Annotated in this window: 17 protein-coding genes; 10 read left to right on the top strand and 7 right to left on the bottom strand. The window is 56.0% G+C overall.

Translation table 11 applies throughout. The annotated features are described in order from the left end of the window. Positions 1-9: 9 nt before the first annotated feature. Positions 10-351: a histidine triad nucleotide-binding protein gene (locus Pla100_RS06350; protein WP_146576850.1), complete on the top strand. Its 342-nt coding sequence runs from the start codon at positions 10-12 to the stop codon at positions 349-351. A 53-nt stretch (positions 352-404) separates the two neighbouring features. Here the strand turns inward: Pla100_RS06350 and Pla100_RS06345 are convergent, their stop codons facing one another. Then, positions 405-1391: a hypothetical protein gene (locus Pla100_RS06345; RefSeq protein ID WP_146576849.1), complete on the bottom strand. Its 987-nt coding sequence runs from the start codon at positions 1389-1391 to the stop codon at positions 405-407. Positions 1392-1592: 201 nt separating this feature from the next. On the opposite strand from Pla100_RS06345, the gene Pla100_RS06340 reads away from it, so the two are divergent. Further along, a complete protein-coding gene (locus Pla100_RS06340; protein ID WP_146576848.1) occupies positions 1593-2339 on the top strand; it encodes a tetratricopeptide repeat protein in 747 nt (248 codons plus the stop codon). A 12-nt stretch (positions 2340-2351) separates the two neighbouring features. On the opposite strand, the gene Pla100_RS06335 is transcribed toward Pla100_RS06340, so the two are convergent. After that, entirely contained in the window at positions 2352-3266 is a 915-nt protein-coding gene (locus Pla100_RS06335) for a lactate/malate dehydrogenase family protein (RefSeq protein WP_146576847.1), read from the bottom strand. A 692-nt stretch (positions 3267-3958) separates the two neighbouring features. Between Pla100_RS06335 and Pla100_RS06325 the strand changes: the two genes are divergently transcribed. Next, entirely contained in the window at positions 3959-4576 is a 618-nt protein-coding gene (locus tag Pla100_RS06325) for a Uma2 family endonuclease (protein WP_146576846.1), read from the top strand. A 48-nt stretch (positions 4577-4624) separates the two neighbouring features. Here the strand turns inward: Pla100_RS06325 and clpB are convergent, their stop codons facing one another. From clpB to Pla100_RS06300, 5 genes are all read right to left on the bottom strand, one after another. Further along, the gene (clpB, locus tag Pla100_RS06320) at positions 4625-7261 is read right to left on the bottom strand and encodes an ATP-dependent chaperone ClpB (protein ID WP_146576845.1); all 2637 of its coding nucleotides are present in this window, start codon (positions 7259-7261) and stop codon (positions 4625-4627) included. Between the two features lie 186 nt (positions 7262-7447). Then, the gene (gene dnaK / locus Pla100_RS06315; RefSeq protein ID WP_146576844.1) at positions 7448-9379 is read right to left on the bottom strand and encodes a molecular chaperone DnaK; all 1932 of its coding nucleotides are present in this window, start codon (positions 9377-9379) and stop codon (positions 7448-7450) included. A gap of 272 nt (positions 9380-9651) precedes the next feature. Then, positions 9652-10617 carry an EamA family transporter RarD gene (gene rarD / locus Pla100_RS06310; RefSeq protein WP_146576843.1) on the bottom strand — a complete coding sequence of 322 codons (966 nt, stop codon included), beginning with the start codon at positions 10615-10617 and terminating at the stop codon, positions 9652-9654. A 423-nt stretch (positions 10618-11040) separates the two neighbouring features. After that, on the bottom strand, positions 11041-12834 hold the full coding sequence (locus tag Pla100_RS06305) for a LamG-like jellyroll fold domain-containing protein (protein ID WP_146576842.1): 1794 nt from the start codon (positions 12832-12834) through the stop codon (positions 11041-11043). Then, on the bottom strand, positions 12831-13319 hold the full coding sequence (locus Pla100_RS06300) for a sigma-70 family RNA polymerase sigma factor (RefSeq protein ID WP_261344778.1): 489 nt from the start codon (positions 13317-13319) through the stop codon (positions 12831-12833). Before Pla100_RS06300 ends, Pla100_RS06305 begins: the two co-directional genes overlap by 4 nt. A gap of 513 nt (positions 13320-13832) precedes the next feature. Between Pla100_RS06300 and Pla100_RS06295 the strand changes: the two genes are divergently transcribed. From Pla100_RS06295 to Pla100_RS30370, 7 genes are all read left to right on the top strand, one after another. After that, positions 13833-15068 carry a DUF1559 domain-containing protein gene (locus Pla100_RS06295; protein ID WP_146576840.1) on the top strand — a complete coding sequence of 412 codons (1236 nt, stop codon included), beginning with the start codon at positions 13833-13835 and terminating at the stop codon, positions 15066-15068. Positions 15069-15161: 93 nt separating this feature from the next. Continuing rightward, positions 15162-15335 (top strand): hypothetical protein, encoded by a 174-nt coding sequence (locus Pla100_RS30375; RefSeq protein ID WP_197167738.1) that lies wholly within the window; start codon positions 15162-15164, stop codon positions 15333-15335. 285 nt (positions 15336-15620) lie between these two features. After that, entirely contained in the window at positions 15621-17960 is a 2340-nt protein-coding gene (locus Pla100_RS06290; RefSeq protein ID WP_146577307.1) for a family 78 glycoside hydrolase catalytic domain, read from the top strand. A gap of 11 nt (positions 17961-17971) precedes the next feature. Beyond that, positions 17972-19363 carry a sulfatase family protein gene (locus Pla100_RS06285; RefSeq protein ID WP_146576839.1) on the top strand — a complete coding sequence of 464 codons (1392 nt, stop codon included), beginning with the start codon at positions 17972-17974 and terminating at the stop codon, positions 19361-19363. Positions 19364-19531: 168 nt separating this feature from the next. After that, entirely contained in the window at positions 19532-20845 is a 1314-nt protein-coding gene (locus Pla100_RS06280; RefSeq protein ID WP_146576838.1) for a sulfatase-like hydrolase/transferase, read from the top strand. A 26-nt stretch (positions 20846-20871) separates the two neighbouring features. Then, positions 20872-22830, top strand: coding sequence for a glycoside hydrolase family protein (locus Pla100_RS06275; protein ID WP_146576837.1), 1959 nt, complete (start codon positions 20872-20874; stop codon positions 22828-22830). Positions 22831-23362: 532 nt separating this feature from the next. After that, positions 23363-26233, top strand: a complete 2871-nt coding sequence (locus Pla100_RS30370; RefSeq protein WP_197167737.1) for a hypothetical protein — start codon at positions 23363-23365, stop codon at positions 26231-26233. Positions 26234-26347: the final 114 nt, after the last annotated feature.

Here is a 26347-nt window from a genome sequence, read left to right as displayed (position 1 = left end):
GGTGAACTGATGGCCTCTATTTTTACCAAAATCATCGCCCGCGAGGTTCCCGCCGACATCGTTTATGAAGACGACGATTGTTTGGCATTCCGTGATATCTCGCCGAAGGCCCCGGTGCATATCCTCGTGATCCCCAAACGTGAGATCGTGTCGTTGGCCGACTTGACCGACGACGATGAAGCCGTGATGGGTCGATGCGTGGTCGCGGCGTCAAAGATCGCCGTCAGTGAGGGCATCGCCGAGAGCGGATACCGTTTGATCGTCAATTGCGGCAGCGACGGAGGCCAAGAGGTTCCGCACATCCATTTTCATCTGCTCGGGGGCCGAAAAATGACGTGGCCACCGGGTTAAAGCTGAATCCCTCCCGCTTTTTATTGACCCCGGTGGGCGGTCGGCAAGCCACATCAATCGCTAATTGTTTCGTTGGCCGCCAGCGGACGTCCTGTCATGAAGACCAATGAAAACAGACCATAGAAAGTCTCCGTGCCTGCCTCCCACCGGTATGATTCTGCTCCTTGACATTTTGCCGCGACCGCGAGCATTTCATCTGGTTGGTAGGCCCTGGAACAAGATGCCAACCCGTCAAAGCAAGCACAAATTAACGTTAATGGGAAAACATAAGTCAGCACCCAAAGATACCATGGAGTGGTGCGACGATATGCGATCGGGGTCGCCAACGACATCCCGGCCATGAAGAAAGGAGATCCAAACTTTTGAACAATCGAACGCGCTGAGGTTTCAATCACGACGACTGGCAATCGCTTATCGATACAGTCTTGCAATATGGAAGCGGCGAAGTCAGGTCGGAAGTGATGAAAGCAACCACACAGCGAACGTAGTCCGTTTAGTGAATCGGGCAGATTGGTCGCGTCAACCGAGTCAGAGTAATACTGGATCTTGCAGATTCCATGACCCGCGCCACTAACGCGTTGACCAGCCGATTCGGCGTGTTCGGGAGCAAGCCATGGATGTGGTTGAAGGGGCGGGGGATATAAATCCGACAGCACCACATTTATTTTATATTTATCAATCAATGGCAAAAGCGATTCCCAAGGCCCGCCGGAGCCTGAGCACAAATCGGTAACTCGTGACACCGGCTGTCCCATTGCATCCAGCTCAGTTAATAACCGTTCAATTACTCGCGCCGTTAATGTGGCAAAGGATGGAACTATCTTTCTCCCGTTTCGTGTCAATGAAATCCAAGGAAACGTCCAAGCGATGATCAACAGGTTAGTCATAAACTCGCGCATCGGCACCGGCCACCACGACTGATCGTGCAATTCGAAATAGTGTCGGCGACGAATTTCAGTACTTGCTCGATCAAGGCCACTAGGGCGAGGAGCATTCACGTCGTCCGCAATCGGCTCTTTTGCGGCATAAGAAATGGACATGGCAACCTAGGTGTTCGATTCGTGGGAGCAATTCGTGTCGTGCAAGAGTAATCACACCCGTCATGGGCAACAAGCTCGCCGTTTTTGCTAACATACTCGTTGCAGGCCGCCAAATTCCCCTCGGATGCGAATCCTGACCGGTTTCATTCGATTATCATTGGCGTGCCGATCACCCCACTTTTTTCTACGTACGAGTCCATCATGAATCCGTTTGGTCGAAGTTGGCTAATCATAATCACTTTGTCGATCGCCGGTTGGGCAACCGGGCCGACCGCCTTCGCTCAAACAGCCCGAGCCAAAATGCAGAAACAAATGCAGCAGGTCGAGCAACAACAAGAAGCGATGCAGCGAAAATTGCGTCAGATCGCGACCAGCGAATCGGGCATGCCCGACGACCCGCAGCTACAAAGTTTGCATCGCGAATTCATTACCAAGACCGAGAAATTGGCGATGGAATATGAACGCAAGAAACAATTCGACCAAGCCCGCGAAGCCTACCAATCGATCGTCCGTTTGGTTCCCGATTATGCCGGTGGCAATCAAGGATTGGCCCGAGTGTTGACGTACCAAACATCGCAAGACCGCAAGATCGTGAAAGTCTTAGCCGATCAAACTTGGCAAGATTCCGGCGTCGTTCTGACCGCCGGGATGCCTGTTAAAGTCGAAGTCAAAGGCGTGTGGAAAGTGGTCATCGAATCGGGGGCCGAGGGTATCGATATCCCCAAAGACATGCGTCCTCACGACGATCGAATTCGCTTTGGAACCTTAATCGCCACAATCGTTTCCGGCCCGTCGGAACTGGCCGAAGCCAAACCGATGCGATTGGAATCGGGCACCGAGTTCGTGGCCAACAATAGCGGCAAACTCTACATGCGGATGTTTGACATCGAACCCAATGACAACGAAGGCGAACTGCTCGTCTTAATTCAAAGTACGTTCGGGAAATAATAGCGGGCGGGCTTAAAGATCCATTTGATCGATCGTGCGTCGAACGACCGACGCGCAGTGCCGGAATGAGGCTTGTTCGTCGTCGTTGAGGTTGGGACGAAGGACACGAGTCACACCGGCTCGGCCCACGACGGCGGGAAGCGATAAGCACACATCGCGAATGTCCAAGTAGTCTTCAATTAGCACACTGACCGGCATCGTATGTCGCAAGTCGTACGCGATGCTGTCGAGAATCGTCATCGTGGCCAACGCGATCCCATAGCAAGTGTGGCCTTTGAGGCGATAGACTTCGTAACCCATCGAGACCGTTTGCTCGAACAACCGCCGCGACATGTCACTGGGATAGAACCGCTCGCCACCGGTCATAGCAAACGAATGAGCAGCAAATTGGGTGTCGCCGTGCTCGCCAAGGATGTAGGCACGAATGTCTTCGTTATGGATTCCCAACTCGGCGGACAACAACGATCGATATCGAACGCTGTCGACCAAAGTACCCGTCCCGATCACGCGACCGGTCGGAAGTCCTGATATTTGCAATGTCGCATACGTCAGCGCGTCGACCGGGTTGGTCACCATAATGATGATCGCATCGGGACTGACATCCACCATCGCGGGAATCCATTCCTTCAACAGCGGCAAATTGTTCACCGCCATGTCCAACCGTGTTTTGGTCTCGCCGAGTCCTTCGATCGGTGCGGACGCGGTGAACACGATCACGTCGCTGCCGGCCGAGTCGGCGATGTCGCCGGCCCGAATCAGCATATTACTGTTCTGCATCGCCGATGCGTGGGACAAATCCAACGCATCGCCTTCGGCCCGATCGCGGGTCCGATTGACCAACACCAACTCACTCGCCAATGGGTTGATTGTCAACGCAAAAGCGATCGCCGATCCAACGCGTCCGGTACCAACGATGGTGATTTTCATGCGATCCGTGTGCTTTGTTCCAACTTGATTTTTGGGTGCCTATCAACGTGGCACGGTGGTCTCCACCATGAAACACGGCGGGGACCGCCGTGCCACGATATGCCAAACTTAACGTTGGAACAAAGCACCAGTGGTTTATTTCAAATTGTCACAGAGTTTGAGCTTTAGCGGAAGTCGCGAAGACTTCAAACCGGATCTCTAGTGCTTCGTCAAAATTTAATTTTAACGTGAGCCGAACGCGCTAGCGGGCTGTTGATTTAGTCCTCATCGAAACCCGAAGCGTGAGCGAGGGATACATACAAAGGACTTAATGGTGATGAATCCCTCGCTCACGCTTCGGGTTACGATTAAATCAACACGCCGCTAGCGGCTTGTTGATTTAGTCGCATACCGAATGACAACAATTAGCCGATGGGCGTTAGCCCCGGTTGGCGTCCAGTTAACCGCCGCTAACGCGGTACGGCTGATTAAATCAACAGCCCGCTAGCGTCGTCGGCTCACTTCACTAACCCTGAATTTAAATTTAGACGAAGCACTAGGCGAGTTTCGCTACCGGTCACCTTATCTCATCGCCTAGAAAACGGCGAGTGCCGAGAAGCCTTTGCCGACAAATCTACCCTGTGCCAAGGCATTGGAGTAAACTTGGGTGACAGTGGCAGCAACCACCTCCGTCTCGTTTCAAGGAGTCGAATATGTCTTCACTTCCAAGTTCTCGACCGCTCGCACCCGAACCGACCTGGGCGGTTGCGCACTTGTTTCCACCGCAGGGTGAGTGGACCGAGAATGAGTTTTTTGCTCTGCACGGCAATCGTTTGATCGAACTGGTCGATGGAAATCTCGAGGTCCTCCCGATGCCAACTTGGCTGCACCAACTCATCGTGAAGTTTTTGGTCCGTGCCGTCGAATCAGCGTCGGGTGGGTTTGGAGAGGTCCTCGATGCCCCTCTGCCCATCCGGCTATTCGAACAGAATATCCGTGAACCCGATGTCATGTATTTTGCACCCGGCAGTGAGCCGCAAGACCCAAGGGGTTATCCGAGCCGTGTCGATCTCGCGATGGAAGTGGTCAGCGAAGGCGTCGAGGCGGCTCGGCGTGATTACGAAGACAAACGTCGCGACTACGCGCGGGCCGGCATCCCTGAATACTGGATCGTCGACCCCGAACAGGAACGCGTCACGGTTTTGGTGCTTGACGAAAACGCCTATCGCGTACACGGCGAGTTCCGACCCGGCGACACGGCAAGCAGCGTCCTGCTGCCCGCATTGATGATCGATGTTTCCCAAGTCATGCAGCTCGGTACGTCGCGGTAACGAAATGCCGGGTCTACGCCGAAGCGGCTTCGACCCAGCCTACTTCATTCACTTGAAGATAAAGTCGGTTCCGTTGTAATCGACTTGGATCGTGGATCCGGCCGGGTAGCTGTTCTTGAGCAGCGACGTTGCCAGCGGGTTTTGGACCTCTCGTTGGATGACCCGCTTCAGCGGCCTTGCCCCGTAGGCGGGGTCGTATCCGACTTGCGCGATCTCGTCGATCGCCGCTTGCGTGATTTCCAAAATTAAATCGTTTTGCGCCAAGCGTTTTTTGAGTTCTTCCAACTGCAACTCGACGATGCGGCTGATCTGTTCGGCCTGCAGCGGATGGAAGATAACGATGTCATCGATCCGGTTGAGAAACTCGGGCAGGAACCTCGCCTTGAGCGCCTCTTGAACGGCCGCTCGCATTTCCTCTTCGTCGCCGCCTTCGTCGGTGACGCGTTGGATCACTTGGCTGCCCACGTTGCTGGTCATCACGATCACCGCGTTGGTGAAATCGACCGTGCGTCCGTGACCGTCGGTCAATCGCCCGTCGTCGAGGACTTGTAACAAGATGTTGAACACATCGGGGTGCGCTTTTTCCATCTCGTCGAGCAAGATCACCGCATAAGGCCGACGGCGAATCGCTTCGGTTAACTTGCCGCCTTCTTCGTAGCCGACATATCCGGGAGGCGCGCCGATCAACCGTGAAACGCTGTGCCGTTCCATGAATTCACTCATGTCGATGCGAACCATCGCGGAATCATCGTCGAACATGACTTCCGCGAGTGCCTTGCAGAGTTCCGTTTTTCCAACACCGGTCGGACCGAGGAACAAGAACGAACCGATCGGGCGATGGGGGTCTTGCAGTCCGCTGCGGGATCGTCGAACCGCATCGGAGACGGCCGTGACGGCTTCGTCTTGACCCACGACACGGGTATGCAGACGCTCTTCCATGACGAGCAACTTCGCACGTTCGGTCTCCATCATCCGTGACACCGGCACGCCCGTCCAAGCGCTGACGACTTCGGCGATTTCCTCTTCGGTAACTTCTTTGCGCAGCAATCGCCGTTCGGATGTCTCCGACTTTTCAGTCGTCTGTTTCGCATCATTCTGTTCGGCTTGATCGATCCGTTCCTGAAGCGAACGCAACCGCTGTTGGACGGTCAACATCTCACGATAAATGTCCTCGGGACTTTCGCCGCGAAGTTGTTTTTCTTTGGCCTCGGAATCCAACTTGGCGAATTGATGTTGCAACGAATCGGCTTCTTGACGAATCGATTGCACATCGTCGAGGCCCATCTTCTCGGCTTCCCATTGCTCACGCAGCGAAGCGAGTTCACGCTGGATCTCTTCTATTTCGGTTTCGACGTCTTCGCGTTTGTCGACGGCCGAAGCTTCTTCTTCGTCGACGAGCTGGCGATGAGCCAACTCCAATTGGCGTAAACGTCGTTGCAAGCGATCGATCGGTTCGGGCACCGATTCCTTCTCCATCGCCAAACGACTGGCGGCCTCGTCGATCAAGTCGATCGCTTTGTCGGGCAAGAACCGATCGGCGATGTATCGAGTCGACAAATTGGCCGCAGCCACGAGGGCACTGTCGGTGATCCGCACGCCGTGGTGCGATTCGTATCGCGACTTCAAACCACGGAGGATCGCGATCGTATCTTCTAAATTCGGTTCACCAACGAAGACGGGTTGGAACCTCCGCTCCAAAGCCGCGTCCTTTTCGATGTGTTGCCGATACTCGTCCAGCGTGGTGGCTCCGATGCAACGCAGCGCCCCCCGGGCGAGTTCGGGCTTGAGCAAATTGGCCGCGTCGGCGGAACCTTCGGCATTGCCGGCTCCGACGACGAGGTGCAATTCGTCGATGAACAGTACCACGTTGCCTCCCGAATCTTTGACCTCGCGCAATACAGCCTTCAAACGTTCTTCGAAATCGCCGCGGAACTTCGCCCCGGCGACCAACGCACCCATATCCAGCGAGATCACTCGTTTGCCTTTGAGGCTTTGCGGAACGTCGCCTTCGAAGATCCGCAAGGCGAGTCCTTCGGCGATGGCGGTTTTACCAACGCCCGGTTGCCCGATCAAAACCGGGTTGTTCTTGGTTCGTCGCGAGAGGACTTGAATCACGCGGCGGATCTCGTTGTCGCGACCGATCACGGGATCCAGCTTGCCTGCTTGAGCCAAATGGGTCAGATCGATCCCATACTTTTCGAGTGCTTGGTAGGTTGACTCGGCGTTCGGATCAGTGACCCGAGCGGAACCGCGAATCTCGCTGGTCGCCTTGAGCACGTCATCGGCCGTGACTCCGGAAAGTTTTAAAAGATTGTTCGCTTTGTTATCGATCCGGACGATGCCGAGCAGCAGATGCTCGGTGCTGATGTACTCGTCCTTCAGCGAAGTGGCCGCTTCATCGGCCGCTTGCAAGACTTGCTGCAACTTCGAACTGACCCGAGGCGCTCCGCCTCCGCTCGAACGCGGAAGCTTTTCCAACTCACTACCGAGTAAAGACTGTAGCGCCTTGGTATCGACGTTCAGCTTTTCGAGCAACGGTTTGGTAATCCCGCCGGATTGACCGAGCGCGGCGGCGAGCAAATGCAGCGGGCTGATCTCCGCGTTCCCAGCCGCAGTCGCTTGAGCCTGTGCTTCGGCAACGGTCTGTTGGGCTTGGGTAGTCAGTTTGTCGGGTCGAAAAGCCATGGGGGAGCTTGATGAGTGAAGAGTGAAGAGTGAAGAGTGGTGAGTGGTGAGTGGTGAGTGGTGAGTGGTGAGTAGGCAGAAAAAAGGCGAGCACTTGGGATGCCGGAAGGCATCGCAAGACTCGCCGTAGGTTGCATTAAAAGCCAAAAGCTAACAGCTAATCGCCAAAAGCCGATGCCAAAGGCATCACTCTTTGACTTCGAATTCGGCGTCGATGGCGTCGTCGTCGTCACCGCCCTTGGCAGCTCCGGCGGCTTTGCCTTCGGCGTCAGCTCCACCGGCCGCTTCGGATTTCTCGTACAGCACTTTGCTGAACGCTTGCGAGGCGGCGTCGAGTTCATCCGAAGCCGACTTGATGGCGGCCAAGTCTTCCCCTTCGGACGCTTTCTTGACCTTATCGATCGCGGCGTTCATCGGAGCCTTGTCGTCGTCGGAGAGTTTGTCGGCATTCTCGTTCATCAGCTTTTCAAGTTGGTAAACCTGTTGGCTGACCTTGTTGCGGGCTTCGACCAATTCGAACTGCCGCTTGTCTTCTTCGGCGTTCGCTTCAGCGTCTTTGCGCATTTGTTCGATATCGTCGTCGGACAACGCGCCGCTGTCTTTGATCTCGACGTGCGCCTCCTTGCCCGTTTTGAGTTCCTTAGCCGACACGCTCAGGATCCCGTTCTGGTCGATGTCGAACTTGACTTCGATTTGCGGGACGCCGCGAGGCGCCGGTGGGATGTCTTCCAGGTTGAACTCGGCGAGCAAACGGTTCGCGTTGGCCATTTTACGTTCGCCTTGGAACACGCGGACGGTCACGGCGGTTTGATTGTCGGCGGCGGTCGAGAAGACGTTTTTCTTTTCAGCCGGCACCGTCGTGTTGCGTTCGACGAGCGGAGTCATCACGCCGCCTTCGGTTTCGATCCCGAGGGTCAGTGGCGTCACGTCGAGCAACAGCACGTCAGTCCGGTCGCCCGCCAAAACGCTGCCTTGGATCGCCGCACCGATCGCCACCACTTCGTCCGGGTTAACGCCTTGGTGAGGTTCCTTGCCGAAGATTTCTTTAACCGTTTGGCGGACCTTGGGCACTCGCGTGCTACCGCCGACCAAAACGATCTCGTCGATGTCGCTAGGCGACATGCCTGCGGCCTTGAGAGCGTCGAGCACGGGGCCTCGGCAACGTTCGACCAACTTGTCGATCAGCTCTTCGAATTTCGAACGAGTGATCTTCATCGTCAAGTGTTTCGGCCCCGTCGCGTCCATCGTGATGAACGGCAAGTTGATATCGGTCTCAGGCAACGAGCTGAGTTCCTTCTTGGCCTTCTCACACGCTTCTTGCAATCGCTGCAACGCCATCGCATCGTTGCGCAAATCAATCCCGTTTTCTTTCTTGAACTGATCGGCGACGTAGTGAATCAGGGCTTCGTCGAAGTCGTCACCACCGAGGTGCGTGTCGCCGGACGTCGAGATGACTTGGAAGACACGGCTTTCGTTGTCGTCGTCACCACTGTCGGCGACTTCGAGCACCGAGACGTCGAAAGTACCGCCCCCGAGGTCAAAGACGATGATGCTTTCGTCTTTCTTCTTATCGAGGCCATAGGCGAGTGCGGCGGCGGTCGGTTCATTGATAATCCGGGCGACTTCCAAACCGGCGATTTGGCCCGCGTCTTTGGTCGCTTGTCGCTGTGCGTCGTTGAAGTAAGCCGGCACGGTGATGACGGCTTTGTTGACTTTATGGCCCAGGTAAGCTTCGGCCGATTCCTTCAACTTACGAAGGATCTTGGCGGAGATTTCTTGGGGCGTGTACTCCGAATCGCCGACTTGGATTTTGACATAGTCACCGGCACCACCAGTGATGCCGTAGGGCACCATCTTTTCTTCCGATTCGACTTCGTTGTGCCGACGGCCCATGAAACGCTTGGCCGAATAAACGGTCCGCTTGGGGTTGGTCACCGCTTGGCGTCGTGCGGGCTCGCCGACGATCGTTTCTTGTTTGTCGGTGAACGCGACCACGCTCGGCGTGATCCGGTTGCCTTCGGGGTTGGGGATAACTTTGGGCTCGCTACCTTCCATGATCGCGACCACGCTGTTGGTGGTCCCGAGGTCGATACCGATGATTTTTTCGCCTTGTGCCATGGAAGGTTCTCCTTATGTGGGGCTGAGTCGAGAAGAGTGTCAGAGTGAAATTTTGAAGTGATTGAAATGTCTTGGGCGAGTCCATTTCGTCAGGGATTCGCGGTGCAGATTAACGAAGGCAAGAACTGTGCCAGAGCGCCGTCAAGGGCACCGATGCCAAAACGGCAAGCCCGAAAAAAGCAGTGTTTTACTACGAAAAACGCGACGTTTTTCGGCCAAAGAATCTTCCGGAAGTCTTTTTGGCAGACGCCCGATTTCACCTCCTCAGGCCATTACGGCGGGGTGTCAAAACGGCAGGAAGATGTGACCATTTGCCGAGAGTACCGGTGGGTGGCAGCCACGAAGAGGACCAGTGCGATCCAGACAAACGCGAACCCGACGAGTCGATTCTGACCGAGTGGTTCGTTGTACAAAACCGCGCCGACAAGAAACTGCAGTGTCGGACCGATGTACTGGAGGATCCCGATCAATGATAGATCGACGCGGCGCACCGCGGCCGCGAATAAGGCCAGCGGAGTGATCGTGACCAGCCCTGCCATCAACAACATCACGGTCACTTTTGTCGAACCGAACTGGAACGCGCTCTCGCCATGGTTCCATCGAAACGCCAGATAGATCGCCGCCGGGATGACCAACAACGTGACCTCGAGCATCAAGCCGACGAGCACGGGCAAATGGGCTTTCTTCTTCGCCAAGCCGTAAAGAGCGAATGAGGTCGCCATGGCAACCGACACCCACGGCAACCCTCCGCTGCCCACCGCCATGATCCCAACCCCTACGGCCGCGATCCCGACGGCAATCCATTGCAAAACTTTCAACCGCTCCCCGAGGACCACCACCCCCAGAAGGACGTTGCACAAGGGATTGATGTAATAGCCTAACGAAGCTTCGAGCACCCGACCGTGATTGACCGCCCAAATGAACGCGAGCCAATTGATCCCAATCATCAACGCCGCAGCACTGTAAACCAACCAAACTTTGGGATGCCGCAAGGACTCGAACACCGTTCTCGCTCCGCCCCACCAACCCATTCGCATCAAGATCGGTAACAGGATTGCCAGCGAAACGAACGACCAAACGATGCGGTGGCACACCAACTCGAGCGAGTCCGCTCCTTCGATCTGATGCCAGTAGATGGGAAACAGTCCCCAGAGAGTGTGCGCGGAAACCGCGCAGGCGATCCCCAATCGACTGACGGACGATGGCGGGTGGGCCGACGATGCCGAGTCGCGATTCAATCAAAATCATTCGAAAAAGGGTGATGGAGAGCAGCCGCAGCGCCAGACAAGTTTGCTTCCTGGATCGACGATCATGCCGAACGCCAACGACCAGTGTGCGACCACAGTTGGTTCTTGAAAACCCGTCGAATCGATTGAACGTGTCCGTTGCTGTTGGCGTCGTTCTTCAGACGTCATCTCACGGTTTCGCGTGCAAACATTGGTTGAACAGTATCGGACATCTGGGTTCAACCTGGGCGTTAAGCACTGAGGACGACGAGAACCCATACTGAACTCAATGTGAACTCCGTGCCTCTGTGCTTCAAAATTTCAAGCTTCGAAGCCCGGAACAACGGCGAACGAAGTTGCTCGGTAGCACCGCAATCCACTCACACCAACGATTGCCGAACCAACGACAACCTCCGAAATGAGTCCTGACACCTTTCAAGGAGTTGGGGGGGCGATGGGGCGGCCCGCCGCCCTGATGTGGTTTCGCAATTCTTTGGGGGATAGGCACCGGTCGTAGATTGCAAGTTCGTCGACCTGGCCGACGAATCGTCGGTAAACGGAATCCGGATAAACCTGACCAACTAGAATCTGCACATCTTGATCCAACGACGCGAAATTCTCTCGCTCGGACGATAATTGACCGTCGATCCATAGCATTTGTCGATTCCCTTCTTTTTGCACCGCGACGTGTTGCCAAACTCGAGGACGATAAGGTTGGCGTGCGAACAGGCTCGTGGCACTGATCGGCTGGGGGGCACCAAGTTGACGATGAACGAACCGAAAACGGTTCGATGGTGAATCCGAAAGCCGGTGGGTGAAATCATGTTGCGCCGTCACTTCCAGCATCATCGTGTGCTGGTAGCGACCGTCTGGAATCGCTTCGACATCGTGTAAGCAAATAACCTCCCCATGATGGAACATCAGCGGTTTGATCCAAATTTCAACGGTGTAGGAATCCGGAGCTTTGTCAGTCCATGGTGTTAAACCACGGAAGGCGGACGACTGTGACATCCCTAATTCAGCCACGCGGTTTTCTCCATACTGACGCCAGCGTGGTTCGCCGACGACGATCGCATTGAGTTCCTTGACGCTACCAAGGTTTTCGATGTAGCGGGGATACTCGCCCATGGTCTCTTCGAACCGCCAGTAAACACTTGGCTGGGAATCCAAAACCGAACGAACGTAGGCTTCGCCGATTTCCAGCGGGTCAAAGGCGAGCGACTGGGCCGAAACGAAGTTGTCCTCCGAAGCAGCAAACTTGACGATCACCAAATCACCTCCGTTCTGGGCAGTGATCCGTACCGCCTCACCGGTTTCCAAGTCGATCGGATTTGAACCGGCTCCCTCTCGATACGTTCCCACGGTCGCGCGACCACTGAAAAGATGAACTTCACTTTCACTGCCATTGGACACCAACCCGATCGAACTCAAACTATCAACAAGGACTCGACCCACCGAGGTGTGTACCATGACTCGACCGCGTCCAGAGCTGACCGATTTGATCGTCATGGATCCTTGTAGCAAGTCGAGTTGGCCATCGGCACGAATGTAAAGACTCGCCGGACCTTCGATCCTCGCCAGCGCCTCATCCGAAGTGCCGTCGCCAATCCTCAGCTCGGCGATCCCTTCGACAAGATTGAGCGAGTCGCCTGAGTCCAATGACTCACCGATGGCTGGCGTCGGGTCACTGGAAGGGCGCCACACGCACGCGGTCATGGATACCAATTGTGGGGCTATGGACTCGTGGTGATCACCGCGGGACTGCTCTTTCGTTAGATCCGGAGACGGAAGTCCCATCGTCGCTCTCTCGGTGAACTGTAGCTTAGCCAGTGACCAACCCAGCGAGGCGACGATTAAATAACTCGCCGCGACGACTAGGGGCCAATACGGTTTTGCAAGTCGCTCGGCATGCTGCGTCTCGCTTGAGTTTGGCTGCGGAAGCAAGGAGACCTCGCACCGCGTCGCCGAAACGTCAGCATAGCACGACTTGGTGCCTTTCAATTCATCTTCGAACAGACAAGACAACATTTCAGACATCGGTAGTGAGTCAAACGCTGCCGTGTCGGTGAAGGCACACAACTGATCGAGCAAGCCAGCCGTCTCCGTCGCTCCGTCTTCAGCAAAGACCAATGAGTTCAACTCCTCAATCTCCGCTTCGCTCAACTGCTCTCGTTGTGATCGCAGGATCAATGTTCGAAGTCGTTCCATCGGATCGCTCTCGGAGTTCATGTCAAGACCTCTGTAATTTTTCGTTGAACACACCGCAGTAACAAACCATGTGCTTTACTCAATTCTCGATAGATCGCATGAGACGAACGTCCCGCTGTCTCGGCGATCTGTTCGACGGTAGCACCATCGAAGTACTTTTGACGGATGATCGCGTATTGTGATTTCGGCAATTTTTCTAGGCAGTCGGCCAGTGCCGTCCGACGCTCGCTTAGTTTCGTCGAAATCGGAAGTGCCGCCTCAGCAACCAACTCTAGCGCATCATCGCTGAGAATCTTGATCCGTCCCATCGCCTCGCGATGCTTGAGCGTTTCGTAATGCGCGATGCGACACGCCCACGCGGCAAAGTCGCCCGACGGATCATACTGCGAAAACTTTTGCCACAAGATCATGCAGGTGTTCTGGAAAACTTCCTCCGCATCATCTTGTCGATTCATGGTCAAGATACGAATGAAGCCCATCACTTTGCTCGAATGCATCGCGAACAAGCGAACGAAGTCGTCTTCGGCTAACTGTTTGCTAATGGGTCGCTCCTCGGCGAGTCTACGAGTGCATCGGCTAGTGCGGCGAGAACGAATTGAGGCTGCTTGAACTAATCGTAACCCGATGCGTTAGTTTTGAAGTTGCACTTTTGCCTGTGGCATTGGTTTTTAGTAACCCGCTGCGTAAGCGAGGGATGCTTCATTATCAATTATCCCTCGCTGGCGCAGCGGGCTACCAAGCAAGGTTACTTCGTTCTCGCGGCACTAGGCGCAGTCCAAACAAATGAGATGGCCTAAAAGGATTCCCGCGTCTGATTCAAAATTTCGCGAAAATTTGCCGTGTTTTCTTCAGAAAATCGGGATCAGAAAAAATCGTTCAAAAAAAAGAGAAAGTTTCTGCGCAAAAAAAAGCATGAAAGCCGGGAATCAAACCGTAGGCGAGCGATTGTGCGCCAGACGGCCACTCCGGCTGATCGCCTGCATCGTCCCCTTTCTCTTCTCTGTTACGGAGTTATTTCAATGAAGCGTCATCGTCTTGGATTCACACTCGTCGAGCTATTGGTGGTCATTGCGATCATCGGCGTGCTCGTCGGTCTCTTGCTGCCCGCCGTCCAGGCGGCTCGCGAAGCCGCCCGGCGAATGAGTTGCAGCAACAATTTCAAGCAAATCGGCTTGGCTGTGCACAATTATCATTCGGCGTACAACATGCTGCCAACGCAGGGCACGGGCACTCATGGTCGAGGGACCTCGCCTGGTTCGCCCTCTGCTGTCGGGCTTGGCCAAAATGTTGCGGACGCTCAGCGAGCCACAAGCATCCTGGAGGTAAGCTGGCTCGTCGCGCTGACTCCGTTCATTGAGCAGCAGGCGTTGTGGGAGCAGATCAGTAATCCGTACCGTATCAATGCGACGGCTTCGTTCAACGCTATGGGGCCGACTCCTCGGCGTTCGCTAACTCACCATAACACTGTGGCTTACGATCCATGGGCAACGGACGTCCCAGGGTTTCGCTGTCCGAGCGACCCAGGCGTAGGTTTGCCGGCAAGTGGTCGGACGAATTATGGGGCAAGCATCGGAGATTCGGTGTTTTCTCAGGGTGGTCAGCTTGATGACCGTGGAAATGACGATTCAACGCGGGCCCAGAATACACGCGCTGGCTGCCGAGGATTTTTTGTTCATCGAAATCGCTCCGCTTTTCGCGATGTGCTCGACGGGTTGGCTAACACGATCATGGCCGGGGAGTTGGCGACGGACCTGGGCGACCGGGACATCCGCACTTCTCCGGCTTTGTCAACATTGGGAACGTCGCTTGGGCAAGCAGGTAGCAACCTGAGTTGCGACGGCATGATTGATACGGCCCGTCCACAGTTCTGGGGAACTGGCTATGTCGATGTGACCTACAACGCGAGTACGGGACCACAAGGAGAACAGCGGCGAGGCTTCAAGTGGGCCTATGGGCGTCCCCTGTTTTCGGGCATCACAACGATTTCTCCTCCAAATAAAGCGGTCTGTGGTAGTCGATTTTCAGTGTCCCCGATGATCGCCCCGCCAAGCAGTCGCCACCAAGGCGGTGTTCATGTGCTAATGGGTGACGGTGCTGTCAAGTTCGTCACGGATTCGATTGAAGCTGGCACGCAACCTAGTGCTCATGTCGGTAATGATGCCAACCATCTTGCACCGGGGCTGCAAAGCCCGTTTGGTCTCTGGGGGGCATTGGGTACTCGAGCCGCAAAGGAAACTGAGTCGTTGGAGAATTAATCGATAACGCTTCGGTATTTGTTTCGTTGGGGTGCCCAGTCAGGGCACCCCTTTCTGGTTGTTCCTATCGTGTATTTTTTAGGTCTGTCTTTGATGTTACGTTTTTCACTCGCTTTTTTGTTGATGTGCTGTTCGATGCCTTCGATCGGTTGTGGCTCTCAGGAAGCAACCTCTGGGTTTGACAAGGATGAGCTTGCCAAGTACGCAGAGGAGAATCCGCTTCCATACATTGGCGGCGATGGTGAGAAGGTTGAGGAAATCGAGTAGCAACGATACATTCACGTGCTAGATCTCGACGGGGCCTGGCTTGAGCTCGCAGTCTTGCAAGTGGAACGCTCCCGTGTGCGGGAGCGGATTCGCCCAGCATACGAGATTCTTCTGACCCATGCGTCTGCTCTTTCCTCGTTCTTGGTAGTTGGCATCGTGCAACGTTTCTACTTCTTGTGTTGCATCTTGGTTGTGTCTTCGGTAGCAGCCGTAGCGCAAAACGCTCCATCGGTTTCGATCAAACAACCTAATCTCGAGAGCCAGGATTATGATATCGGTGACTGGATGCGTGACCGTGGGTTCGATCCTTTGTTCAATGGCCAAGATCTCACCGGTTGGCGAAATCCGTACCCGCATGGTGAAGCGAAAGTCGTTGACGGAGAGATTCATCTGAAAGGGGACAAGAAATTCTTTTTGGTGACCGAAAAGATGTTCTCCAACTTTCGCGTCAGTGTGGAAATTCATTTGCCTGAGGGGCCAGCCAATTCGGGGGTGATGTTTCGTTGTCACGTCGATGAGGATGCCGCCAAGAAGGTCTACGGCTACCAAGCTGAGTGCGATGGTTCGGACCGTAAATGGTCAGGTGGGCTGTACGATGAATCGCGGCGAGGCTGGATCTGGCCGAGTACGAAAGGACGCTCAGAAGATCGGTTTCTGAAGCATGAAGCCGAATCCAAGGCCGCCTTTGCTGAACCAACGATCGCAGGTGCTCTGAATCGAAATGGTTGGAACCGATTCGAGATCACCTGCATCCATGACCTCATCACGATCGAACTCAACGGAGTTCAAGCGGTTCGCTTTCGTGACGCCACCGATGCGAGCGGATTCATTGGAATCCAACATCACGGCGAGCAGGGACAAACGTATCGCTTCCGCAATCTGTTCATTAAAGAATTACCTCAAATTCCTGCGGAACAACATGTCTCGCTAACCGAGCAAGAGCCGGTCTCGATCAAACAGATTAGTGACAAAGTTACCCTGATCGACTTTGGCAAAGTCGCGTTTGGAAACATTGTCATGCATGCTCCACCAGGCAACGGTAATGCAATGGTGCAATTTGGTGAGAAATTGAAGGGGGACCGCATCGACCAGATGCCACCAGGAACAGTTCGTTACGGTGCGACCCCGATTCGACTTGGTCAAGAGTTTGGAAACTGGATCGTCCCGACACCGATTGATCCTCGCAATATCCAGCAGGCCGGTTTGACAACATCGAACCCGCCCGCCGTTTTAACACCGCCACAGTGGCAAGCGGTCATGCCGTTTCGCTGGGTCGAAATCGAAGGTGTTGGCAAAGACTATCCGTATGAGTTGATCCGCAGGCGAGCTGCCTTTTCAAAGACTTGGAATGACGAAGCGAGCTCATTCGAGTGCTCGGACGAAACGCTCAATCGCATCTGGGGCCTCTGCAAATACAGCATCAAAGCGACCACGTTTGCGGGTGTGTATGTCGATGGCGATCGCGAACGGATTCCCTACGAGGCCGATGCGTATCTGAACCAGTTGAGCCACTACACAACTGATGATGATGTGAAGATGGCTGCGCGGACGTTTGATTGGTTGATGGAGAATGGGACTTGGCCCAGCGAGTGGGCACCGCACATGGTGTTCATGGCGCACGCCGAGTGGATGTACTCAGGCGACAACGATTGGCTGAAACATCGCTACGAATCTCTGAAAGCCAAAACACTGTTCCATCGCAGCGGCGAGGATGGTTTGGTTCGCAGCAACAAACTGGACCAATCCCGTCACGACATCGTCGACTGGCCGCAAAAAGAACGTGACAAGTTTGTGTTCACCGAGATCAACACGGTCGTCAACGCGTTCCACATCGTAGCGCTCGAGCAAATGGCGGTGATGGCAAGGGCGATCGGAAAGACGGATGACGCGGACGCTTTTGATGCTCGCGTCAAACTTGCAAAAACTGCTTTCCAGAAAACCTTGTTCGACGAAACCGCCGGCATCTATCGAGACGGCGTCGGTACCGACCACAGCAGCATCCACGCGAACTTTTTTCCGCTCGCGTTCGGCTTGGTCCCCGATGACAAGGTCGACGGCGTGCTGGCGTGGCTGGAAAAGAAAGGCATGGCGTGCAGCCCCTACGCGGCCCAGTACTTCATGGAAGCATTGTTCAAAAACGGCTTGGACAAAAAGGCGTTCGAGTTGATCACCGCCGACGGCGACCGCAGTTGGAAACACATGGTCGATAGCGGCACGACGATCAGCTGGGAAGCGTGGGACTTGAAATACAAACCCAACCAGGACTGGAATCACGCTTGGGGCGCGGCACCGGCGAACTTGTTTCCGCGATTCGTGCTGGGCGTGCAAGCGGCCGCGCCGGGCTGGAACACCGCCACGATCCGTCCGTGCCCGGGCGAGTTGACGTTCGCGACCGGCAAAGTTCCGACGCCCGAAGGTCCAGTAGAAGTCCAATGGAACAACAGCGACACGTTCACGGTGACGTTGAAATTGCCCGAAGGCATGTCGGGCAAATTGGAATTGCCAGCCGCCAAAGCCACATCGGGAGTGTTCGCCGACGGCAAACCGCTGGCCGCGACGCGTGTCGCCGACCGCTGGATCGTCAACGAAATGGTCACCGGCACGCTGAAATTGGAGGTCAAGTGAGTTTCGACTCGATGAGAAATCTTCATGCCGCTGGTCTACTTTGGATCGCGTTCGCTTGTTGCGGTTTGACCGCGCGGGCTGAACGTTTGCCCGACATTGTTGTTTACCTTGCCGACGATTTGTCCGCGGCCGACCTGTCGTTGCACGGCGGTGACAGCATCGAAACGCCGGCGATCGATCGCTTGGCCGCCGATGGAATGACGTTCAACCGTGCGTTCGTGGCCAGCCCGTCGTGTGCGGTCAGCCGCGCGGCGCTGTTGACCGGTTTGATGCCGGCGCGAAACGGTGCCGAGGAGAATCACAGTTATCCTCGCGATGGTGTTTTGCGGTTGCCGACGATCCTGAGCAAGCTGGGTTATCAAACGGCCGCCTTCGGCAAAGTCGCTCACTTGCGTAGCGCTCCGGACTATCACTTTGACGTGATCGATGACAAGCAAGAGATCCCGGAGCTGCGCGAATCGGTGACGAAGTTTCTGACGACGCGAACCGACAAACGACCGCTGGCACTGTTCGTCGGCGTCTCGGACCCGCACGTGCCGTGGCCCAGTGAGTCGACGGTCGATCCGCAGTCACTGAAGATGCCGCCGCAACTGCTGGACACGCCGCGCACGCGAGTCCAACGGTCACGCTACTTGCAGGAAGTGAAAGACTTGGACGCATACTTGGGCGAAGTCCGTGACTTGACGGCCGAGCATCTCTCCAAGGACACGTTGTTCGTTTTCTCTAGCGACCACGGGGCCCAGTTTCCGTTCGGCAAGTGGACGCTCTACGACGAAGGCATCCGAGTGCCATTGATCGTCGCGCAGGCCGGGCAGATTGCGGCCGGATCACGAACCGATGCGATGGTCAACTGGATCGACGTCTTTCCAACGCTGATCGACGTTGCGGGCGGCGAAGTGCCGGAAAATCTGGATGGTCGCTCGTTCGCACCGGTCCTAAGTGGCGAAACCGATTCGCATCGGACGCGGATGTTCACGACGCACAGCGGCGACTTGTTGATGAACGTCTACCTCAGCCGCAGCGTCCGAACGGATCGATACAAGTTGATTTGGAACCCGCATCCCGAGTTCGCGTTCACGTCGTACATCGATCTGCTGCTGCGAGAAACCTCGGGCGACTATTTCAAAGAATGGATGACGGCGGCCAAGACGGACGCCCACGCCGCCGACGTGCTAGCGCGGTACTACGGCCGACCGGAGTACGAACTGTTTGACTTGGAAGCTGACCCGCACGAACTCAACAACCTGGCCGGTGACGCAAAACTGGCATCGGTGCAAGCCGAACTGACGGCGGAATTGAACAAGTGGATCAGCGAACAAGGAGACGAGCTGACCGTTTTCCACGAACCGTTACTACTGGATGCACCGGAGACGTGGGTGGCGCGCAAAAAGACTCGCAATTAACACCGCTCCACCCCTCGTTCCCAGGCTCCCGCCTGGGAACGCACTGCCGCCGAGGCTCCCGCCTCGACTTTAGAGCTGACAGCAGGCGGGAGCCTGCAACGCAATGTGTTACCAGGCCTGAGCCTGGGAACAAGATACTTCGCGACACCACTGATTCCAAAATCCGAAATGATCCGCATTTTAACTTTTCGGCTGCTCTCGATTCTCTTCGTGCTGATGACCGCCGGCGTTGTTCGCGCCGACCGTCCCAACGTCGTGTTCTTATTGAGCGATGACCAAGGGTGGGACGATTATGGGTTCATGGGCCATCCGCATGTCCAGACGCCCCAGCTCGACAAACTTGCCCGTGCTGGAATGGTTTACGAACGTGGTTATGTGACCGCCCCGCTTTGTCGGCCGTCGCTTGCCAGCTTGGTCACTGGAATGTATCCGCATCAAACCGGCATCCGCGGCAACGATCCGTTGTTGCCCAGTGGCGTTAGCAGGTCAGAAGAAAAGGACAAGCCGGTCTCGACTGCGTTTCGTAATCGCATGACCGCGCCGATGCTGGATCATCCCTCGTTCGTTAAAGAGTTAAAAGACAACGGATACGCGACGCTGCAAACCGGCAAGTGGTGGGAAGGCAGTCCGCTGGATCACGGTTTCACCGACGCGATGACGCATGGCGATCACTCCCGCGGCGGACGTCACGGTGACCAAGGCTTGAAGATCGGACGCGACACGATGCAGCCGATTTATGATTTCGTGGACAAGGCAGACGCCAACGATCAACCGTTCTTCATCTGGTACGGCGTCTTCCTGCCGCACGCCCCCCACGACGCGCCGGACCGACTGTTCGACAAGTACAAAGACATCGCGCCGAACGAGTCGACCGCGCGGTACTGGGCCAACATCGAATGGCTGGACGAAGGGTGCGGCCAGATCGTCGATCACTTGAAAGAAAAAAAGCTTTACGACAACACGATCTTCGTTTTCACCTGTGACAACGGCTGGGTCGCGGACCCGAAGCGGGTCGGTGGCAGCATCCGATCCAAGCGAGATCCCGTCGAAGCCGGAATTCGCACGCCGATCTTCCTCACGCATGAAGGCACGATCGCGCCGCTGCGAGACAAAACGACGCTGGCCAGCAACATCGACATCGCGACGACGATCCTGGAAGCGTGCGGCATCGAACCGCCGGCAACGATGCAAGGCCTGGACCTTCGCGATACCGAGACGCTCAACGAACGCAACCGAGTCTTCGTCGACATCTACGAACACGACAGCGACCTGGACAAACTCGCGGATCTGGATGACGGGTTGAGGGCCCGCGTGGTGATCGACGGTTGGGACAAACTGATCGCTCGCCCCACCCGAAACGAACTCTACAACTTGGAAAACGACCCCGACGACCGCAAAGATTTGTCGGCCGAAAATCCAGCCAAAGTTGAAAAGCTAAAGAGCATGCTCGACCAATTGGTCGGTCAGGTGACGACGCCGTGAACAAGTCACGTAACCCGATGATGAACATGGACCGACGCAAATTTCTCGAATCGATGACCGCCACCTGTGCCGGCGCGTCGCTCGTTTCTGGTGGCATGCTGTTTCCATCGCTGGCCGCCGCAACCGAAACGTCGGCCGGTGCTCAACACGACAATCGCAAATTCGACGAGCTGACCAAGAGCCTGTTGGTCGATTGGTGTGACGGCATGATCCGGCAACAGATCGACGCGCCCGATGATCCGACGCTGCACGGCGCGCTGGCCTGTCCCGCTTGCACGCACATCCACGGCCGGTGCAGCGACGCACTGTACCCATTCTTGCACCTGGCCAACGTCACCGGCGACAAGAAGTATCTCGACGCTGCCGTGAAAGCCTACGACTGGGCCGAGCATAACGTCAGCCAATCGGACGGAAGCTGGACCAACGACGTCAATCCAAAAGCTTGGCGAGGCACGACGATCTTCGGGGCGATCGCACTGGCCGAGGCGCTTCACTACCACGGCAATGTGCTGGACGACCAGCGCCGTGCTGCGTGGATGAAACGTCTGGACGAAGCAGTCGGCGGTTACCTGTATCGCGACTTCAAGACGGTCGACTTCACCAACCTTAACTACGGCATGACCGGCGTTTACGGTTTTCATCTGTTCGGTGAACTGCTGGACAACCCGAAATACACCGCTCGCAGCGATCAGTTTGCAAAACGATTGAAAGAGTTCTTCACCGAACCGAACAAACTGTTGTGGGGCGAAGGCAAACCGAACAACGGTCGCAGCGGTCGCGGGCTGTTGCCGGTCGACCTCGGTTACAACGTCGAAGAATCTCTCAACGGCGTCGTCTTGTACGCGCTGGCGGTCAACGATACCGAACTGCTGGAGTTGATGACCAAGTCGCTGGCCGGGCACTTGGAATTCATGTTGCCCGACGGTGCGTGGGACAACAGCTGGGGCACGCGTTCGGCAAAGTGGAGTTACTGGGGCAGCCGCACGTCGGACGGTTGCCAACCGGGCTTCAGTTTGATGGCCGGTTACAACCCGGCATTCGGAACCGCCGCGATCCGGAACGCGGAACTGTTGCAGCGATGCACGGCAGGCGGCTTGATCCACGGCGGACCGCACTTCGTTTCGCACGGCGTCAAACCTTGCATCCACCACACGTTCGCTCACGCAAAAGTGATGGCGTTGGTGCAAGACAAAATGCACGCCATGCCCAAGGTTGACGACAGCACTCCGCTGCCCCGAGCGATCGCCAGTGGCGTGAAGCACTTCCCGGAATTGGACGTTTGGCTGGCTGCCAAAGGCCCATGGCGGGCAACCGTGTCGGCCTACGATTCGATCTACGAAACGAAAGGGTCCGGCCCGGTGCAGCAACCGACCGGCGGTTCGCTCGCGGTGCTGTATCACGTCAAAGTCGGCACGTTGCTCGCGTCCAGCATGGCTCGTTATGTCCTGGTCGAACCGCTGAACCAACAACCACAACCCGGCGAGGATTTTCCGCTGACGACGCGAATCGAAACGCGAGTCGGCGATGCTTGGTACTCGAACATTTTCGATCTCAAAGCGGACGTGAAGACGCAAGAAACCGATTCGCAAATTTCGGTCACCGTCAACGCGACTCTGCAAGACGAAGCTCGCAACGTGCTGCCCGGCGACGCTGCCAACTTCAAACTCGGCTACGCGTTCGACAAAGATCAAGTCACGATTTCGGCTGCGACCTCGGGCGAAACGGCGGCCGTCGAAGGCACGTCGCTGATCGTTCCAATCGTTTCACCCTCGGGCGAAACTGTCCGCCAGGTTTCGGATCATCGCATCGAAATCGTCAAATCCGACGGCACGGTCGTGGTGCAATCGAGCGCGGTGCTGACGATCAAAAACGGTGCGGACCATCGCATCTTCAACATGGTTCCAGGGCTGGAAGTCGTTCCGATCATCGTCGAATTTCCCGCGACGGGATCCGGCGAAGTTCGTTGTGAGATCTCGGTGGTTTAGGAACATGCAAAGAACAATACATGAATCGCATGTAGCTAGAAGGGCAGCGCATCCCTTGCCTGCGGCGTCAGCGGCCGGTGCAATGATTTTACCCTCCCTCTGGGTGGCCTGACGAATCGGTGTTAAGACGGGTCAAAAAAGTGGTCGCATCGAGATAAGGTCATAGGAACGCGTTTCAATATTGACAGACCTCAATAACACCATCCGGTATACAAATTCTAAAAATCAGAAAGTCGAAAATGATGCGAAACAAGCGACCATTTTCGCGTTCCAAATCCTTACCGGCTTTACCCAGTTCCGCACCGATTCGTCAGGCCACCCTCTGGGAGGGTCGAGCGAAGCGAGGGGAGGGCTACACGCTGGATTTAGCGCGTAACCCTCCCCGGCCCGAAGCGGGCCGACCCTCCCAGAGGGAGGGTGAAGTTAATCTGCGCGAACAACCAGAGGCTGATGCCACCAGCGGTTTCTGTTTCGTACTCTGAGTCAGTAAACAGCACAAGAAACCATATCAACGACATCCGAAAAACAAACCATGAAACTCTTCATCATCCCACTCGCGGGGATCGTTTCGATTTGGTTCGCCCACCAAGCATCCGCCCAGGACTTGTCATCACCGATCGTTGATCCTGGTCTTGTGTTTGAAGAAGTCGACGGCATCGTTGCCGTGGAAGCCGAGCACTTTGCGGCCCAGGACATTGCCGATGTGCGAGCTTGGTACCGCGTCGAAGAAAACCAAGTGCCGGACGTTCAACCCGATCCTGACGGGCCGCACTTGATGGGTGCCAGCGGTGGCAGTTACATCGAAGCCCTGCCCGACTCGCGGGCAACGCATGACGACAAGATCGTCAACGGCGAAAGCTACTTCTCGAATCCCGGCGCGGCGGGCGTGCTGACCTACAACGTCTACATCCACCATCCCGGTCGCTATCACGTTTGGGTTCGTCACTTGTCGACCGGCTCGGAAGACAACGGGCTGCATGTGGGACTCGATGGCCAGTGGCCGGAATCGGGACAACGTTGGCAAACGACTCAGAAACGCAAATGGGCTTGGGAAAGCCGCCAGCGCACTGACGAAGTCCACACCGGCGTTCGTTACAAGCTGTATCTCGACATCGATCAACCGGGCGACCATCGCATTCATTTCTCGGTCCGCGAAGACGGGTTCGAGTTCGATAAGTTTGTGCTCGCGTCCAACCGCGACTACGTCCCCGATGGCCGCGGCCCCGACCCGGTCGTCAAAACGGGTAACGCTCCCGCGCCGAAAACTCTCTCACGCGGCTACAGCGAACCGCCGATTCCCGCCGGCGAATCGAAGGTGCAAAACGCTGCCAAAGTGGGATACAAGTACCAAGCCAGCCAGTCGCCGCAACCCGCGCTGGCAATGACGCAGCCGATTGCGAATTCGGAACTGGTGTTCAACGAAGTCGGTGGCATTGTCGCGGTCGAAGCCGAACATTTTCTCAGCCAAACAAAGGACGACGTGCGTGCTTGGTTTCGCGTCGAAGAAAACGAAATCCACAACGTCCAACCCGACCTCGACACGCCGCACTTGCATGATGCCAGCGGCGGATCGTACTTGGAAGCCCTTCCCGATTCGCGTTGGTCGCACGGACAAACGCTCGTCTACAACGAAAACTTCTTTGACGACCCGGGACTCGCCGGCGTCTTGACGTACAACGTCCACTTCAGCCAGACGGGCCGTTACTACGTTTGGGTGCGTCACTACTCGACGAACTCCGAAGACAACGGCATGCACGTTGGCCTGAATGGTCAGTGGCCCGAATCCGGCCGCCGTTGGCAGACGATCATCAAACGACGTTGGGCTTGGGAAAGTCGCCAGCGAACCGAAGAGGCCCACGACGGTGTTCCGTTCGAGTTGTACTTGGACATTCCCTCAGCCGGCCAGCACCAGATCCATTTTTCGATCCGCGAAGACGGTCTTGAGTTTGACAAGTTCGTGCTGGCCCTCGATCGCGACTATCGGCCCGACGGACTCGGTCCGACATCCGCCGTCCACACCGGCACCGCGCCGCCACTGAAAACGCTGTCAGCAAGCTACGTTCAAGCCGACATGCCCGACGCCGCACCGACTCCGCTGGCCGCCTTGCCCGAAGCAACGGTGCGAGTGCCCGCGCCACAGTTCACCATTGACGGCAGTGATTTCTATGTCGATCAAAAGACGTGGCTGGCCATCAACCCGAACCAGGCCAAGACCGCGACGGCATCGGCAAAGATCACCGCTGCGGATGGAACCTACACGGTCATCTTTCACGCGGTCGGCGAGAACGATGGCGAGAGTATCTTCGACATCAAGATTGGCGATAAGACGCTTGGTTCGTTCACCTGTCCGATGAGTCTGGACACGTTTGAACTGGGCAGCAAGTTCACCAAAGCGTTCTCGAAGGTTGCGATCAAGCAAGGCGAAACGATCGAAATCACCGCAACGATCGGTTCGGCCGACGGCAGCGAATTCAGTCGCGGACGTTGGATGGGCGTGACGTTCCTTCCCGCGACGGCCAGTGCGGAACAACTCGACTCGGCGCAGCGAAGTTTTCCTGACGTAGTGGATCTTGTTAAAGATCCCCGCGCGTCAGAATCTTTAACAAGATCCACTACGCTGAAAAACACTATCCAACCGCCCGCCGGTCGCCTAGCGATCGTTGCCGATGGCAATTCGCCCGACCCCGATGACATCGGTGCGACGGCGGTGATCTTTGGGCTACTGCACGCGTCGGGGCTTAACGATCGACTGGTGCATCTTTCGCATTCGTGTGACTTGAAACCAGTCGCAAGGATCGCGCCCGCCGACGAACTGCGGCGACAAAAAGTCTTGCAGGAAATTTGTGACGACGGAGTCGCCAAGTATGGGCCGTTCGCCAACTTGGCCGACCATTTCAATTGCCGCACCGATCAACAAGCGGCCGTGGACGATCTTCGCGACGCGATCAATGCGTCGTCGAAAACCGATCCGCTGTGGATCATCGAAGCCGGCGAGCCTGACATCATCGGCTATGCACTGCAAGCCGCCGATGCCGACAAACTTGCCCACGTTCATGTCGTCTCGCACCATCCGGCCAACGACAACACGGGCGACTTTTTCTCGTGGCAACAGATCCTGGATTTCGGCGTGACCGAACATCAGATCGGCGACCAGAACGTGTACTTGAAAGCCGACATCCCGTCATGGGATTGGGCCAAGGATCATGCCGACGCACGCATCCAGTGGATCTGGAAACAACTCGCCTATGCCGAACAAGACGGCGTGGTGAAGTTTCAAACGGGCCACTTCGATTGCTCGGACGCCGGCATGGTTTACTGGTGGATCACCGGTGCCGACGGTGGCGGCAACAAAGTCGCTACGCCGGTGGAAATCAAAGCGATGCTGACCCGTAGCATTGAGTAAGCATCGCAGGAACAACAAGTGGCGAGTTTAAAAGTGGCGTAAGCTTCCAGCTTGCGAATTTTGCCGACCGCAAGCTGGAAGCTTACGCCAGTTTCTACGAGCTGGAAGCGTGTG

The sequence above is a fragment of the Neorhodopirellula pilleata genome, assembly GCF_007859915.1.
Taxonomy (GTDB): Bacteria; Planctomycetota; Planctomycetia; order Pirellulales; family Pirellulaceae; genus Rhodopirellula; species Rhodopirellula pilleata.
This window is presented reverse-complemented; position numbering and strand designations above follow the sequence as displayed.

Excerpts from the sequence above, each read along its gene's own strand:
- Pla100_RS06350 (WP_146576850.1), top strand. The coding sequence starts at position 10 with ATGGCCTCTATTTTTACCAAAATCATCGCCCGCGAGGTTCCCGCCGAC.
- Pla100_RS06345 (WP_146576849.1), bottom strand. The coding sequence starts at position 1,391 with ATGTCCATTTCTTATGCCGCAAAAGAGCCGATTGCGGACGACGTGAAT.
- Pla100_RS06340 (WP_146576848.1), top strand. The coding sequence starts at position 1,593 with ATGAATCCGTTTGGTCGAAGTTGGCTAATCATAATCACTTTGTCGATC.
- Pla100_RS06335 (WP_146576847.1), bottom strand. The coding sequence starts at position 3,266 with ATGAAAATCACCATCGTTGGTACCGGACGCGTTGGATCGGCGATCGCT.
- Pla100_RS06325 (WP_146576846.1), top strand. The coding sequence starts at position 3,959 with ATGTCTTCACTTCCAAGTTCTCGACCGCTCGCACCCGAACCGACCTGG.
- clpB (WP_146576845.1), bottom strand. The coding sequence starts at position 7,261 with ATGGCTTTTCGACCCGACAAACTGACTACCCAAGCCCAACAGACCGTT.
- dnaK (WP_146576844.1), bottom strand. The coding sequence starts at position 9,379 with ATGGCACAAGGCGAAAAAATCATCGGTATCGACCTCGGGACCACCAAC.
- Pla100_RS06305 (WP_146576842.1), bottom strand. The coding sequence starts at position 12,834 with ATGAACTCCGAGAGCGATCCGATGGAACGACTTCGAACATTGATCCTG.
- Pla100_RS06295 (WP_146576840.1), top strand. The coding sequence starts at position 13,833 with ATGAAGCGTCATCGTCTTGGATTCACACTCGTCGAGCTATTGGTGGTC.
- Pla100_RS30375 (WP_197167738.1), top strand. The coding sequence starts at position 15,162 with ATGTTACGTTTTTCACTCGCTTTTTTGTTGATGTGCTGTTCGATGCCT.
- Pla100_RS06290 (WP_146577307.1), top strand. The coding sequence starts at position 15,621 with ATGCGTGACCGTGGGTTCGATCCTTTGTTCAATGGCCAAGATCTCACC.
- Pla100_RS06285 (WP_146576839.1), top strand. The coding sequence starts at position 17,972 with ATGAGAAATCTTCATGCCGCTGGTCTACTTTGGATCGCGTTCGCTTGT.
- Pla100_RS06280 (WP_146576838.1), top strand. The coding sequence starts at position 19,532 with ATGATCCGCATTTTAACTTTTCGGCTGCTCTCGATTCTCTTCGTGCTG.
- Pla100_RS06275 (WP_146576837.1), top strand. The coding sequence starts at position 20,872 with ATGGACCGACGCAAATTTCTCGAATCGATGACCGCCACCTGTGCCGGC.
- Pla100_RS30370 (WP_197167737.1), top strand. The coding sequence starts at position 23,363 with ATGAAACTCTTCATCATCCCACTCGCGGGGATCGTTTCGATTTGGTTC.